Source organism: Pedobacter cryoconitis (assembly GCF_014200595.1).
Classification (GTDB): Bacteria; Bacteroidota; Bacteroidia; order Sphingobacteriales; family Sphingobacteriaceae; genus Pedobacter; species Pedobacter cryoconitis_C.
In genome coordinates this window covers 729,889-744,232 of sequence record NZ_JACHCG010000001.1, presented here as the reverse complement: position 1 = coordinate 744,232, position 14,344 = coordinate 729,889, and the positions used below count along the sequence as shown (strand labels likewise).

Here is a 14,344-nt window from a genome sequence, read left to right as displayed (position 1 = left end):
TATATGAAAAAAGTATTTCACTCTTTCCTGATTCCTTTGGTAATCGTTTCAGGTCTATGGAGTTCTTGTAAGGTAACCAGTCCTTATAGCAAACCCGCAATTTCCAGCGCGCCGGCTTACCGCGATGGAAATCTTTCAGATACCACAAATATGACAGGTTTAAAATGGTCAGCAGTGTTCACTGATACCATATTAAATCATTTGATCCTGCAAGGTTTACAAGCAAATTTTGACTTGAAGATCGCTATTGAACGCATCAATGAAGCAAAAGCAAATTTAAGAATGAGCAAAGCTGCTTTTTTGCCTGAGGTTAATACCAATGTTTCAGTTAAACAGTCAAAATTAGCGTATCCTCAAAGCTTTGGCATTTTTGACAATTCCACGCAGTACGATTTCGGGATTACAACTGCCTGGGAAATTGATGTCTGGGGTAAACTGAGCAGTGTTAAACGCGCATCATTAGCGGAATTGCTAGCCTCTGATGCAGCTAAAAGAGCTATACAAACGCAATTGATAGCTAACATTGCCAATTACTATTATGATCTGCTAACACTGGATGAACAACTGGCAGTGACACAAAAAACGGCTTTAAACAGAAAGGCTGATGCAGAGGCTATTCAACTTCTTTTTGAAAGCTCTGTACTAAACGGGGTCGCGGTGGTACAAAGTGAGGCTAATTATTATGAGGCCGATCTGGCTATTCCTGATATCGAACAGAAGATTAAGGAAACGGAACATGCTTTAAGCGTCTTGCTTGCCAGGGCACCCGGAAAAATTGAAAGGACATCATTGCATCAGCAAAAGCTGGATTATGATTTAAAACCTGGTATTCCTGCCCAGTTACTGGCCAACAGACCAGATGTGCAACAAGCTGAATACGTTTTCAGAGCCGCATTTGAACGCACAAACGTGGCAAAAACCAATTTCTATCCTGCATTAACCATTACCGCAGCAGGAGGTTTTTCAAGTCTTACCCTTAAAGAATGGATAAACAGTGCTGGTTTATTTGCAAATATTGCAGGCGGCCTTACGCAGCCAATTTTCAACAGAGGTATCAATAAAGCAAAGTTAACGACTGCACAGTCGCAGCAAAATCAAGCACTGTACAATTTTGAACTGTCTCTTTTAAAAGCCAGCCAGGAGGTATCCGATGCATTAGCTGTTTACCAGTCTGCAACGCAAAAAGCTGATAAGCGGCAAAAACAATTAAGCGCTTTAACGAAAGCAGTATCCTTCAATAAGGAACTGCTGAATTATAGTAAGAACACAAATTATACGGATGTACTGACTGCCGAACAAAATCTGCTGACCGCAGAACTAAAAGGCATCAATGATCAGAGTCAGAAATTACATGCAGTGGTTAATTTATACCGCGCATTAGGTGGTGGGTGGAAATAAGTTGTTCAGACAGCTGCAAAGATTACTTTAGGGTAGTTTTTGCAGCCTGTTTTTTTTAATTGTATTGCTTATCTTTATCGTATGAACACGAATCCTGCAAACAACCCATACTATTCCAGAACGAAAGATACTAAATTAGAGGTTTCCAATACGGAATGGAAAAAGATTTTGCCTGCTGATCTATACCATGTTGCGAGAGAACAAGGTACTGAACGTGCATTTGCAGGAAAATACTGGGATAGTGAGGAAACCGGTACTTATTACTGTGCAGTTTGCGGAAATATATTGTTCAAATCTGATGCTAAGTTTGCAAGCAGCTGCGGATGGCCAAGTTTCTTTGAAACGATCAAACCCAGCAGTGTAATTTATAAAGAAGATATCAGCTATGGCATGCGCAGAGTTGAAGTAACCTGTGGCCGTTGTGATTCTCACCTTGGACATATTTTCAATGACGGCCCCGCCCCAACGCATCAGCGGTTCTGTATGAATTCTGTTTCCCTTGAATTTGAACCTGATCAGCAGTAAACAAACCTGATCAGCAATCAGCTTTCTACAGGACACAATCTTGTTACCATTCGGAGGATAAAACCTTTTATAGCTACCTTTAATTTATAATCAACTAAATTAATGAAAGCTATCCAAACACACTCTTATTTAAAGCATAGCACAAAAGCACTTGTTATTTCCCTGCTGCTCACGGGAAATATCGGCTATGCGCAAACAAAAAACCAGGTTATTGACAACATTGTAAAAGAAGCTGCTGAAAATTCTCAGTTAGAGAACCTTGCACATGAATTGATGGATGTAGTCGGCCCGCGTTTAGTAGGTTCGCCACAAATGAAACAAGCTAATGACTGGGCAGTAACGAAGTATGCAGGCTGGGGAATTACAGCAAAAAATGAGAAATGGGGTGAATGGCGCGGTTGGGAAAGAGGGATTTCTCATATTGACATGGTTTATCCCCGCGTAAAATCTTTAGAAGGAATGCAATTGGCCTGGAGCCCAGGTACCAAAGGAAAATCTGTAGTTGCAGAAACAGTAGTCCTTCCAGCATTTGCTGATTCAGTTGCTTTTAAGAACTGGCTGCCAACAGTTAAAGGAAAATTCGTCTTGTTCTCGATGAACCAGCCTACAGGAAGACCTGATTATAACTGGGCAGAGTTTGCCACTCCTGAATCTTTTGACAAAATGAAAACCAGCAGAACTGCACAGACTACGGCCTGGTTTGCTAATATCAAAAAAACAGGTTTAACTTTAAAAACGCTGCCTGCTGCATTTGAAAAAGCAGGTGCACTGGGTGTAGTGACCTGTAACTGGTCAAATGCCTTCGGCTCCAATAAAATATTCGGAGCAAATACAAAAACAATTCCCACAGTAGATATATCTTTAGAAGATTTCGGACTATTGTACAGACTAACTGAGTCTGGCAACAAACCTAAAATCAGTGTCCATGTAGAATCTAAAGAACAAGGCCTGGTGCCAACGTTCAATACGATAGCTGAAATTAAAGGCACGGAGAAACCTGATGAATATGTGATTTTATCCGCACATTTCGATTCATGGGATGGTGGGACCGGTGCAACTGATAATGGCACAGGAACGATTACCATGATGGAGGCTGCAAGAATCCTGAAAAAGATGTACCCTAATCCTAAAAGAACCATTTTAATTGGACATTGGGGAAGTGAAGAACAGGGGCTAAACGGCTCCAGAGCCTTTGTGGAAGATCATCCTGAAATTGTAAAAAATATACAAGTGGTATTTAACCAGGACAACGGTACCGGAAGAGTTGTAAATCTTGCAGGACAAGGTTTCCTGAACTCTTATGATTACCTGGGCCGCTGGTTAACAAACGTACCTGAAAGTATCAAAAAACATATTACGACCAATTTCCCTGGTGCTCCGGGTGGTGGCGGTTCTGATTTTGCATCCTTTGTTGCTGCGGGTGCGCCTGCATTCTCGTTAAGTTCTAACAGCTGGTCTTACGGAACTTATACCTGGCATACCAACAGAGATACTTATGATAAGATTGTATTTGATGATGTACGCAACAATGCTACGTTGACTGCAATCCTGGCTTATATGGCTAGTGAAGATCCGGAAAAGACATCGAGAGACAGAGTTGTATTACCTGTTAATCCTAAAACCGGTGAACCAGGTACCTGGCCTCCGGTTGTGAAACCTACCCGCAAAGGTGGAGTAAACTAATTTATAAGATATTTTAAAAATAAGCCGGCTCTTGAAAAATCAAGAGCCGGCTTATTTTTTTTCAGGATAAATTGCTGATATTAATAAGATGAAATCTGAATTCCGCCGCTATCTTTTATTCTGTTTAACCTTAATGCTGGCCTTTGCCTGTAGTCCTAAAATCTCAGCCGATTCAGTGCTCCGGGTTGGATCTACAGGTGACTATCCTCCATTGACCAGTTTTGATACGGTTACACATCAATTTCATGGGGAGGATATTGAACTGGCTTTACGTTTAGGAAAACACTTAGGCAAGAAGGTAATTTTTGTTAAAACCACATGGAAAGACCTGAGCTCCGACCTGCTGGACAGGAAATTTGATATTGCAGCAGGTGGGATTTCAGTGAATGCAACAAGGGCAAAACTATTCAACTTCTCTGTCCCGTTACTTATGGATCGTAAGGTGGCCGTTTTCCGCTTAGCAGACCGTTCAAAATTCATAGACTTTAATGCCATAGATCAACCGGCAGTCAGGATCATTGAGAATATAGGAGGAACGAATGAAACATTTGCCAGAAAGAATATAAAAAACGCAACGATAAAAGTTATTCCAGACAACCAGCAGGTTTTTAAAGCCCTGTTAAACAAAGAGGCAGATGTAATGTTTACGGATGAGACAGAAGCGAAATATCAGCAGAAAAAACATCCTGAACTTTACTGGATCAAATTAACAGAACAGCTCAGTCCTGCTTATGCTAAAGCAATGATGTACAACAAAGCAGATACAGTATTGCAGCGGAAAGCAGATGAATGGTTAAAAAAGCAAAACAAATAGCCATATCCTTATGGAATTAACCTCATCAGCGCATCCTGTCTGTATATTAAATAATAGCGTTTATGAAAAATCCCATTCTAATTTATTTAGCCCTGGCATCAACGGTTTTATACAGTTGCCGTCAGGATAACGGTAAAAACCCGGAGAAACCAATAGCCACAAATTGTTATATGGCTGTAGATGGCAGAGATACCGCCAAAATGGAACTTCAATCTTTTAGTAAGGGAAGAGTCAGCGGAAATCTCGTGGTGAATTATTATAAAAAAGATAACAATCACGGAGAATTTGAGGGGGCATTTAAAGGCGATACCTTATTCGTTATTTATTCCTTCAAAATCGGCAAAAACTCTATAGGTTATAAAAACCCGCTTGCCTTCCTGAAAAAAGACGACAAATTAGTCATGGGTATTGGAAAGATGGAAGGCGTACTGGGCAGAATCTATTTCAGAAAAGATATTCCGATAGACTTTGCACAGGGTAGATTTATCTATGCACCCCTAAACTGCAAAAAGGAGCTTAAATAGCTCCTTCATTAATTTTTATCTGCTTTCTGACACCTCAGGATGAAGAAAATACTTCCGTAAAGGAACAAAACTATCATCCATTTCGTAGACCAGCGGAATCCCCGTAGGCACTTCATAATTGATAATATCTTCATCCGAAAGCTGATCAAGATATTTGACCAGTCCCCGAAGCGTATTCCCATGTGCTGCAATCAAAATATGTTTCCCGCTTTTAAGTGCTGGCGAGATTTCGTTCTGATAATAAGGGATAACCCTTTTCATCATCATTTCCAGACTTTCAGTTAAAGGTAAAAGTGAAGGATCGATACCTGCATAGCGCAGATCTTTAAAAGGTGAACGGCTATCTTCGGCAGTTAATGCTGGTGGTGGAACCGTAAAACTCCTTCTCCAGGTCAATACTTGTTCCGCGCTATATTTGTTGATGGTATCAGCTTTATTAAGCCCCTGAAGCGCACCATAATACCGCTCATTTAGCTGCCATGCTTTGACTTCAGGGATCCAGAGTGAATCCATAGCTTCCAATACGATATGTAAAGTTTTGATTGCCCTTTTCAGAACAGAAGTATAAGCGATATCAAAGGTAAAACCCGCTTTGGCAAGTAATTGACCAGCCTGTAAAGCTTCAGTCCTGCCCTGTTCACTTAAATCGACATCCTGCCAGCCCGTGAACCTGTTTTCAAGGTTCCATTCACTTTGTCCATGGCGTATTAAAACTAGTTTATTCATGAAAATTTATTTATGCTCTTTGTAGAACATAAAAAACAGCCCTTTTGTTTAATTAGCCCTGTTCGAATAAATCTCTGAAATTTCCAGGTTCATTTTTTTAATCTCCAGAACCAGGTCGTGCAAAATAGCCACATTGGGATTGGAAGTATCCATGAATTCAAGCTCATGAGCACCTTTTCCGTATAATCCGTCTTCCATTAAAAAGTCGTGGTCAACCTCCTGCTCCATAACCAGCTTGCATAAAAAGAAAAAAGCATTGGCAGTTGCAAAAGGTAATTCTGTAATCGCTTCTTCCACATCATTGTCAATTACCCCTTCTGCGTAATCACACAGTTCATAATAAAGCGTACAAGCCAGCTCATGAATGCGTTCATCTGAATACAATTCATCCAGATCTATGCCATGTAACAAACAAAAGGTATCAACCGCGGCATTAATATGCGCTATACAATCGCGGATAGCTATTGAGATAGCATCATCAGAAGCCTCCAGCAGTTCAAAATACATAACTGGTGTCACATCACCTTCATCCAGCCCTTTTAAGGGCGTAACCTCATTTTCTACAATGGAACGATACCCATATTCAGCAAATTTCATCGTAGAAAAACTCAATACGTGAATCACGATAGGTAAGATATCTTCCTGATCATATTTAGTAACTGCCATATTTAATCATTTAAAAGGGAAATTAACTCAATCTTTTCCCGTGCATCAATCTGTCCACAGCTTCTTTAAAAGAACCTGCCCTGGTTACTTCCCCCGAATTAATGAAGAAGATCTCATCTGCATTTTCAATTGTATTTAACCGGTGTGCAATCACTACTAAAGTAGTTTCTTTCGGCAAATTAGCTAAAATCTGTCCAAGCAACTGTTCAGTTATCGTATCAATATTAGCAGTAGCCTCATCCAGAATCAACAATTCCGGTTTACGTAAAACTGCCCGCATAAAGGCAATCAGTTGCTTTTGTCCGATACTCAGACTATTCCCACCCGATAGGATCGCTGTATCCAGCCCTTCATCAAAGGTAGCCAGCAGCCCTTCTAATTTCGCCTCTTTCAGTACATCCAGAAACTGTTCATTACTGAATTTATGATAACGCGGATTACTATAGAGAATATTTTCGCGTACTGTTCCTGTAAATAAGAAAGGCTCCTGCAAGATAAAACCTATTTTCTCCGCACGTTCTTCTGCACTGTAAGTACGGATATCTTTACCACTTAACAAGATTGTCCCTTCCAACGGATCATATAAACGGGCCATTAATGAAGCCGTAGTTGTTTTACCACCTCCCGTTGGCCCTACCAGCGCATAAGTTTTACCACGTTCCATCGCAAAGCTGATGTTATGCAGAATCTCATACCCACCCGGATAACCAAAGTGTACGTTCCTGAATTCCAGAACTGCATTAGTCGGATTTGCAGTATCATCGTAAGAAATAGTCACCAGGTTATTGTTCAGCGATAAAATCTGACTGATCCTGTCCCATCCCGCTAAAGCCAGCTGAAAACTCGTCCATAAAGCTGCTAACTGACGCAACGGGTTATAAAAGTTGGTTGCATAAGAAAGGTAACTCACTAATAAACCAATGGTAAAATTCCCTTGTGTGATCAGGTAAATACCGAACGACAAAACAGTCAATTGTGCAATGGAAGAAAATAATCCAAATACAGGAAGGAAAATATTGTTGGCCAGCCCCGCACCAATCGCAGTTTTATAATTCTTCTGATTCGCCTGATCAAACCGCTTTCTGAAATAATCACGCCTGTTAAAAGCGATAATCACCTTAAAATTATTCAGGCTTTCCTGAATTTCGGCACTCATTGCACCAGTACTCTTCAGGTTTAACGCATTCTTTTTCTTGATCCAGGGAGAGATTAATTTAGTAAAAATCAGGATAAAAGCAGCAGGTACTAAAGCCGCCATTCCCAATTCGATGTTGATGATCAGCAAGAAAATCCCTGCTCCGATCATAATCACGATATTACTAATAAACTGCATCAGTGCCTGTGAAAAGAACTGGCTCAGTTTATCTGTATCATTATTTACCCTTGAAATCAAATCACCTGCTTTATTTTCATTAAAAAAAGCAAGTGGAAGCTGCTGAATTTTATTAAAGATGGCATTCCGCAATTCGAAAATAATACGCTGCCCCAATCCTCCCATTAACTTTGTCTGAAAATAACTGCTCACAAATGCAGTAATGTACATCGCCAACAAAATCCCCGAAAACACCAGTACACCATGATACTGTTTAGTCAGGATATATTTATCAATGGTATGGCCGATTAAAAAAGGGCCCAGTAAGTTTAAAGAAGCATTTAGCAGCACTGCACAGAGTGCAATAATCAATGTCTTTCTTTCCTGCTCTACCAGCTTTAGCAAGCTCTTTACACCCGACCAGGTAGAACTTTTCGCCTCCCCATCAGGCAGGCTGTTCAGGTTATAATTCATAATTGCTTGTACTTTCTTGAGAGTTAAGAATCTGTATATATTCAGGGCTTTTCTGCATCAGCTCCTCATGTGTGCCTTCTGCCAGCAGCTCACCCTGCATCAGCAGGATAATTTTTTCATAATGCTGTACCGCTGCGATCTTCTGTGTAACAGAAATCAAGGTAAGACCAGGATAATTCGCAGTAATATTTGCCAGTATTTTCTGTTCTGTTTGCGGGTCAACCCTTGCCGTAAAATCGTCAAGTAATAATATTTTCGGATTTAAAGCTAATGCGCGGGCCAGCATAATCCGTTGCTTCTGCCCACCAGAAAGACTCAATCCACGTTCAGACACCTTGGTATTCAATCCTTCGGGCATCGCATCTATAAAGTCCTTCAACTCCGCGGTAGCAATAGATTTTGCCAATGACTCATCAGTAACCAGATCACTAAAAGCAATATTTTCACGGATACTCATGTTAAACATAATACTATCCTGAAATACAAACCCTACCTGGGCATGAAAAGCCTCAGACTGATAGTCTTCAATAGGTTTACCATCATATAATACTTTCCCTGAATTCGCATGAATAAGCCCGGTCAGCAAATAAAGCAGCTGAGATTTCCCCGCAGCAGTAGGCCCGATAATTGCAATCTTTGAACCCGGTTCTACTTTAAAAGAAATGTCCTTCAGTGAACATTTCTCTCCATACATAATGCTTACAGCTTGTACATCAATTGCCCCGGTCAAACTGGTTGTTAATGTACCCGTTTCCGCAGGGTCTTCTGCGTTCAGCACCTGGCTGATCCTTCCGAAAGATGCTGTAGCCTGCGCAATCACGTTGCTCATAAAACCAATCACCAGGATCGGGAAAATCAATAAGGCAAGATAACTATTGAAAGCAGCAAAATCCCCGATGGTCATGCTCCCTTTAATCACATAATGCCCGCCTAAAGCAAGAATCGTTAACCCAGCCATATTTGCTGTAAAAACGATGATGGGAATCAGCCATGCGAATAATCTCAAAATTGAGATACCAATATTTTTCGCCTGTGTGCTGGCATTAAAAAACTTCTCATATTCCAGTTGCTGAGAATTAATTACACGGATCAGCGCAGCACCAAGAATACTTTCATTGATCACTTTGTTTAACCAGTCAATAACTTCCCTGCTCTTTTTGAACAGCACTTTTACTTTACCCAATACAATATAATACGCGCCGCCAATAATGGGAATGATACAAATTGTAGTTAAACCCAGTCTCCAGTTAATGCTCAGCAGCAAAATTGTAGCACCAATGATAATAAAAATAGAAGAGACTATAGAAACGATAGCCTGAGAGATAAACAACTTTACAGAATCTACATCCGAAGTCAGATTAGTCAGTAATTTCGAAGGATTGGTTTTCTCAATAAAGACAAAACTCTGTTCTGAAATTTTCCTGGTAATCCTGGTCCGTAAATCGCGCGCAACACGTTCTGATGCAAAAGTCTGTACAATCCCCTGCAAGTAACTGAATACAAAAATGATCAGTGCGACGACCGTAAATTCTACGATGATAGCTTTATAGGAGAAGTTTCCACTATTATAAGCATCAATCCCATGACCAATCATCCGGGGCAGCCATAAATTCAATCCATTGCTGAACAGTGCAAATAGAATGAGCATGATGACCATTGCTCTATAGGGTTTTAACAGGCTGAATATTCCCGGAGGACTCTTTTGATCAGTACTGATTTGTTCTTTCATTTTTAAAGATTATTCCTTCAACCCCAATTCATAAACATTGGTTTATTGAGCCGATGAAGTTATAAATTTTTACAGGAATAATTTATCGGCCATCTCGTTTTAATCATATTTTAACGGTGAATGAACTGTTCAGACCGGTCAGTTTAATTAAACACCTCTTGTTCTTCTGTATAATAGGTTTTCCTTGCTCCTGTTTTCACAATCAGAATAGGCACGCCCGACGGACTGTTAGTTTTCTTTGCACTATGGATTTTCAGGAAATCCCTGACTTCGCCACTGATAATATCCGGGTGAGTTTTGGAAATCTGTTTCACTGCATTTTCCAATACATGTCTGACCGCTTTGGAAAGATCTTTCAGCTTATCATCCGGAATCTTATTCGCCGCAGAAAAAGGGGAAATTCCAGCTTCCCATAAAATCTCATCTGCATAAGCATTGCCGATTCCACGGATAACGTGCTGATCCAGTAACACATTTTTAACTGCTGCTTTTTTTGCAGCAAAAACTTTTTTAAAGAAACCGGCATCTACTTCCGGAGCTAAAGCATCCGGGGTTTCATCAGCAGCAGGATTTAAAGTAGCTTTGGCCATTCCCTGAAAATCAGTCAGACAAAATTGAGTGCCATCTTTAAAAAGCAGTTCAATAATAGCATGTTTAGGAACCGTTTCCTGTTTAGACAAATGAAGTTCACCTTTCAGCATCATATGTATACTTAGTACCGCCTTATTTTCGAATCCGAAGTACAATTCTTTTCCGGCACGGAATACCTGGTTAAGTTTCTGGTCTTCAATAGCAGACTTTAGTTCTTTCACAGAAACATTCAGTTTCTTACCATTTTTCACAATAACTTCTTTCAGCAGTTTGCCGCTTAGTTGCTGTTCAAGATTGCGGCTGAAAATTTCTAAATCTGGTAATTCAGGCATATTGTATAGGTTTTTCGTTAAATGAGGCTAAAATATACGCGAAAAATTCTATTATCCTTTTATTCATAAAAAACATTATCTTTAATTTAGATCAACAAGTGCTCTCAAACTCATTTTTTGATTCTTATAAAAATGAGTCATAATGAAAAAAGTGATTGTACAGGATACCGACCCTGACCTGCTCAATATACTGACCTTCCTGCTGGAAGATGCCAGTTTTGAAGTACTTGCCATACCTCATTATAAAGATGTGGCTTCAAAAATCAACAGCTTTAATCCCGAGCTGATTTTACTCGACTTCAGGCTTTCAGGTGAAGAATGCACCTGTTTATGTGCAGCTATCAAAAAGGATTTCCCCTTTCTCCCGGTTCTTGCATTGAGCTGTAACAATAACATTCAAAAACAGTATGCTATTTATGGTTTTGATGGCTATGTCTGTAAACCTTTTGACATTGAACACTTGTTGTCCGTGATGCGCAGATATTAATATCAAATAGCAATCAGCCCGCAGTAACCAGATTATTACCAGTTCCTGAATCAGCATCTTACAGTATTTTATGTAAATTCGGCTAAACCATTTATCATAAAAAATGAATAAAATATTCATCATGCCACTTTTGGCCATCATTGCAGTAACCGCATCCTGCGGAAATAACAAGGAGAAATCCGGCAATGAGCAAACGGGTTACTCCGCTAATCCTTTTAATGAGGCGAGTAAACTTGCTTATCAGACACCAGCATTTGATCAGATTAAGGATGACGATTTTCAACCCGCCTTAGAACAGGGAATGAAAATCCAGTTAGAAGAAATGCAGAAAATTGCAGATAATCCGGATGCTCCGACTTTTGAAAACACCTTGGTGGCGATGGAAAAAAGCGGGCAGATGTTAACCAGGACAAACAATGTATTTAGTGCTTTAACAAGTGGAAATACGAATCCTAAACTACAAAAAGTACAAGAAGAAATTGCGCCGAAACAAGCAGCTCATCAGGATGCTATTTATCTGAACTCCAAATTATTTAAACGGGTACAGGCAATTTATGATAAACGTGAACAATTGAAACTCGATCCGGAGTCTAAACGCCTGGTTGAGTTCTACGAACAGCAATTTGAACTGGCAGGCGCTAAGCTGTCTGATGCTGATAAAACCAAACTTAAAAAGCTGAACGAAGAAGAAGCATCCTTAAGTACAAAATTCTCTAACCTGTTACTGGCAGCCAACAAAGCAGGAGGGATTTTATTTTCAGACAAAGCAGAACTGGCCGGACTTTCACAAGGGGAACTTGATGCCGCAGCCCAGGATGCTAAAGCAAATAAACAAACAGGCAAATGGTTAATTTCCCTGCAAAACACTACGCAACAGCCTATTTTACGCTCTTTAACCAACCGTGCAACACGCGAAAAAATATTTAAGGCTTCCTGGAACCGCACAGAAAAACAAGATGCCAATGATACACGCAGCACGATTGTACGTATTGCAAAAATAAGAGCTGATAAAGCTAAACTGCTGGGTTTCCCTGATTATGCAAGCTGGAAATTACAAGACCAGATGGCTAAAACACCAGCAGCTGTGGACGCCTTTTTTGCCCAGTTAGTTCCTGCTGCAACTGCTAAAGCCAAAGCTGAGGCCGCAGATATTCAAGCGCAGGCAGATCTGGAAAAGGGAGGTTTTAAAATCCAGCCATGGGATTGGGATTATTACGCAGAGAAAGTCAGAAAGCAAAAATATGATCTGGACGAAAATCAGGTTAAACCCTATTTTGAATTGAACAAGGTATTAGAAAAGGGCGTTTTCTATGCTGCAAATTTATTATATGGAATCACTTTCACAGAACGTCATGACCTTCCGGTTTACCAGAAAGATGTCAGAGTATTTGAGGTATTCGATAAAGATAAATCTACGATCGGTCTGTTCTACTGTGATTATTTCAAACGTGACAATAAATCAGGAGGTGCATGGATGTCTAATTTTGTTGGACAGTCTAAATTGCTAGGTACTAAACCAGTAATTTTCAATGTTTGTAATTTCACCAAACCTGCTGAAGGACAACCTGCTTTAATCAGCTTCAGTGATGTAACAACGATGTTCCACGAATTTGGACACGGCTTGCATGGTTTATTCGCCAATCAGCAATATCCAGCTATATCAGGCACTAATGTAGCGCGTGATTTTGTAGAGTTCCCTTCTCAATTCAATGAGCATTGGGCATTAAATCCACAGGTATTTAAAAACTACGCAGTTCACTATAAAACAGGTGAGTTAATGCCACAGGTTTTAGTAGATAAGATTAAAAAAGCAGCCACTTTTAACCAGGGATATAACCTGACTGAGATACTTGCTGCGGCTTCTTTAGATCTGGCATGGCATAAAATCCCGGCCAGTGCACCACTTCAAAACACGGATGAATTTGAAAAAGCTTCTTTAAAGCAATTGAAACTGGATCTTAATGAAGTTCCACCGCGTTACCGGACCAGCTATTTTTCTCATATCTGGGGAGGAGGTTATGGTGCAGGTTATTATGCCTACCTGTGGACTGAAATGCTCGATGACGATGCTTATTCATGGTTTGAAGAAAACGGAGGCTTAAACAGAGTAAATGGTCAGCGTTTCCGCGATATGATCTTATCCAAAGGAAATACAGAAGATTATGGAAAGCTGTTCCGCGAATTCAGAGGACATGATCCAAAAATCGGCCCTATGGAGAAAAACCGTGGTCTGACTGCAAAATAAAAAGAAATTTCAACTGAACGGGATTAAGCTTACGCTTAATCCCGTTTTTTTATGGGGTGTTATCAATATTGTTGTTATTTTAGCGAGACACACAAATAAAATCAGATGATCCGTATTTACATTTTCTTGCTGACAGCCCTGTGCTTTTTGGGCACCACTGTCATTGCCCAGACCAATTCTCAGAATAGTGGCTGGTTATTCTTGCTTAATAATACTAAAATCAATGAAAAATGGGGAACTCACCTGGATGTTCAGGTCAGGTCTTCAGACAATTGGAGTAACGTGAAAAACTTCTTGTTCAGACCGGGTATAACTTATTTTATCAACCCTCAAAATGATGTGACGCTGGGTTATTTGCTAAGTGAAACTCATAATCAGATTGATGACCTTGGCGAACATAAACTCGTGGAGCACCGGATCTGGCAACAATACATCCACAAGCATAAGATCAGTACCGTGAATGTGAGCCACAGGTTCAGGTTAGAACAACGGTTTGTAGAGAAAATACGTGATCAGGATGTATTTGCACAGCGTTTTAGATATTTTGTCCGTTTCCTTATCCCTTTAAAGAAAGAAGCGCAAAAGTTTGAAGAAGGACTATTTGCAGCCTTGCAAAATGAACTTTTCTTCAATGTTCAGCATAAGGATAAATTAAGCGGTCATTTCTTTGATCAGAACAGAGCTTATGCAGCACTGGGCTATCGTTTCAGTAAGAAGTTCGATCTGGAAGCAGGCTATTTAAACCAGGCCGTAAAAGGTGCAAGTACAAATTCGGTAAATAACGTCATTCAACTGGCAGTATATACCCGGTTTTAATTTAAGAGCCTGTTTAGCTAAG

General features: G+C 40.1%; 13 protein-coding genes. 8 read left to right on the top strand and 5 right to left on the bottom strand.

The window, feature by feature from the left end:
• Positions 1 to 3: 3 nt before the first annotated feature.
• The 5 genes from HDE70_RS03380 (at position 4) to HDE70_RS03360 (ending at position 4,944) form a co-directional block, all read left to right on the top strand.
• The gene (locus HDE70_RS03380) at positions 4 to 1,398 is read left to right on the top strand and encodes an efflux transporter outer membrane subunit (protein WP_183888015.1); all 1,395 of its coding nucleotides are present in this window, start codon (positions 4 to 6) and stop codon (positions 1,396 to 1,398) included.
• A gap of 81 nt (positions 1,399 to 1,479) precedes the next feature.
• Positions 1,480 to 1,923 carry a peptide-methionine (R)-S-oxide reductase MsrB gene (gene msrB, locus HDE70_RS03375; protein WP_183888013.1) on the top strand — a complete coding sequence of 148 codons (444 nt, stop codon included), beginning with the start codon at positions 1,480 to 1,482 and terminating at the stop codon, positions 1,921 to 1,923.
• Between the two features lie 102 nt (positions 1,924 to 2,025).
• Positions 2,026 to 3,606, top strand: coding sequence for a M20/M25/M40 family metallo-hydrolase (locus HDE70_RS03370; RefSeq protein WP_183888011.1), 1,581 nt, complete (start codon positions 2,026 to 2,028; stop codon positions 3,604 to 3,606).
• A gap of 88 nt (positions 3,607 to 3,694) precedes the next feature.
• Positions 3,695 to 4,420 carry a transporter substrate-binding domain-containing protein gene (locus HDE70_RS03365; RefSeq protein ID WP_183888008.1) on the top strand — a complete coding sequence of 242 codons (726 nt, stop codon included), beginning with the start codon at positions 3,695 to 3,697 and terminating at the stop codon, positions 4,418 to 4,420.
• Between the two features lie 62 nt (positions 4,421 to 4,482).
• Positions 4,483 to 4,944: a hypothetical protein gene (locus tag HDE70_RS03360; protein WP_183888006.1), complete on the top strand. Its 462-nt coding sequence runs from the start codon at positions 4,483 to 4,485 to the stop codon at positions 4,942 to 4,944.
• 15 nt (positions 4,945 to 4,959) lie between these two features.
• Here the strand turns inward: HDE70_RS03360 and gpmA are convergent, their stop codons facing one another.
• The 5 genes from gpmA to HDE70_RS03335 form a co-directional block, all read right to left on the bottom strand.
• A complete protein-coding gene (gpmA, locus tag HDE70_RS03355; protein WP_183865286.1) occupies positions 4,960 to 5,670 on the bottom strand; it encodes a 2,3-diphosphoglycerate-dependent phosphoglycerate mutase in 711 nt (236 codons plus the stop codon).
• A gap of 48 nt (positions 5,671 to 5,718) precedes the next feature.
• The gene (locus HDE70_RS03350; RefSeq protein ID WP_183888004.1) at positions 5,719 to 6,336 is read right to left on the bottom strand and encodes a hypothetical protein; all 618 of its coding nucleotides are present in this window, start codon (positions 6,334 to 6,336) and stop codon (positions 5,719 to 5,721) included.
• 22 nt (positions 6,337 to 6,358) lie between these two features.
• On the bottom strand, positions 6,359 to 8,122 hold the full coding sequence (locus HDE70_RS03345) for an ABC transporter ATP-binding protein (RefSeq protein WP_183888002.1): 1,764 nt from the start codon (positions 8,120 to 8,122) through the stop codon (positions 6,359 to 6,361).
• Positions 8,112 to 9,851, bottom strand: coding sequence for an ABC transporter ATP-binding protein (locus HDE70_RS03340; RefSeq protein ID WP_183865283.1), 1,740 nt, complete (start codon positions 9,849 to 9,851; stop codon positions 8,112 to 8,114). Before HDE70_RS03340 ends, HDE70_RS03345 begins: the two co-directional genes overlap by 11 nt.
• 143 nt (positions 9,852 to 9,994) lie before the next feature.
• On the bottom strand, positions 9,995 to 10,774 hold the full coding sequence (locus tag HDE70_RS03335) for a DNA-formamidopyrimidine glycosylase family protein (RefSeq protein ID WP_183888000.1): 780 nt from the start codon (positions 10,772 to 10,774) through the stop codon (positions 9,995 to 9,997).
• A gap of 142 nt (positions 10,775 to 10,916) precedes the next feature.
• On the opposite strand from HDE70_RS03335, the gene HDE70_RS03330 reads away from it, so the two are divergent.
• The 3 genes from HDE70_RS03330 (at position 10,917) to HDE70_RS03320 (ending at position 14,322) form a co-directional block, all read left to right on the top strand.
• Positions 10,917 to 11,261 (top strand): response regulator, encoded by a 345-nt coding sequence (locus HDE70_RS03330; RefSeq protein WP_183887998.1) that lies wholly within the window; start codon positions 10,917 to 10,919, stop codon positions 11,259 to 11,261.
• Between the two features lie 103 nt (positions 11,262 to 11,364).
• On the top strand, positions 11,365 to 13,506 hold the full coding sequence (dcp, locus tag HDE70_RS03325; RefSeq protein ID WP_183887995.1) for a peptidyl-dipeptidase Dcp: 2,142 nt from the start codon (positions 11,365 to 11,367) through the stop codon (positions 13,504 to 13,506).
• Between the two features lie 105 nt (positions 13,507 to 13,611).
• The gene (locus HDE70_RS03320; RefSeq protein WP_183865279.1) at positions 13,612 to 14,322 is read left to right on the top strand and encodes a DUF2490 domain-containing protein; all 711 of its coding nucleotides are present in this window, start codon (positions 13,612 to 13,614) and stop codon (positions 14,320 to 14,322) included.
• Positions 14,323 to 14,344: the final 22 nt, after the last annotated feature.

Coding starts and splice junctions, on each gene's coding strand:
- HDE70_RS03380 (WP_183888015.1), top strand. CDS start 4: ATGAAAAAAGTATTTCACTCTTTCCTGATTCCTTTGGTAATCGTTTCA.
- msrB (WP_183888013.1), top strand. CDS start 1,480: ATGAACACGAATCCTGCAAACAACCCATACTATTCCAGAACGAAAGAT.
- HDE70_RS03370 (WP_183888011.1), top strand. CDS start 2,026: ATGAAAGCTATCCAAACACACTCTTATTTAAAGCATAGCACAAAAGCA.
- HDE70_RS03365 (WP_183888008.1), top strand. CDS start 3,695: ATGAAATCTGAATTCCGCCGCTATCTTTTATTCTGTTTAACCTTAATG.
- HDE70_RS03360 (WP_183888006.1), top strand. CDS start 4,483: ATGAAAAATCCCATTCTAATTTATTTAGCCCTGGCATCAACGGTTTTA.
- gpmA (WP_183865286.1), bottom strand. CDS start 5,670: ATGAATAAACTAGTTTTAATACGCCATGGACAAAGTGAATGGAACCTT.
- HDE70_RS03350 (WP_183888004.1), bottom strand. CDS start 6,336: ATGGCAGTTACTAAATATGATCAGGAAGATATCTTACCTATCGTGATT.
- HDE70_RS03345 (WP_183888002.1), bottom strand. CDS start 8,122: ATGAATTATAACCTGAACAGCCTGCCTGATGGGGAGGCGAAAAGTTCT.
- HDE70_RS03340 (WP_183865283.1), bottom strand. CDS start 9,851: ATGAAAGAACAAATCAGTACTGATCAAAAGAGTCCTCCGGGAATATTC.
- HDE70_RS03335 (WP_183888000.1), bottom strand. CDS start 10,774: ATGCCTGAATTACCAGATTTAGAAATTTTCAGCCGCAATCTTGAACAG.
- HDE70_RS03330 (WP_183887998.1), top strand. CDS start 10,917: ATGAAAAAAGTGATTGTACAGGATACCGACCCTGACCTGCTCAATATA.
- dcp (WP_183887995.1), top strand. CDS start 11,365: ATGAATAAAATATTCATCATGCCACTTTTGGCCATCATTGCAGTAACC.
- HDE70_RS03320 (WP_183865279.1), top strand. CDS start 13,612: ATGATCCGTATTTACATTTTCTTGCTGACAGCCCTGTGCTTTTTGGGC.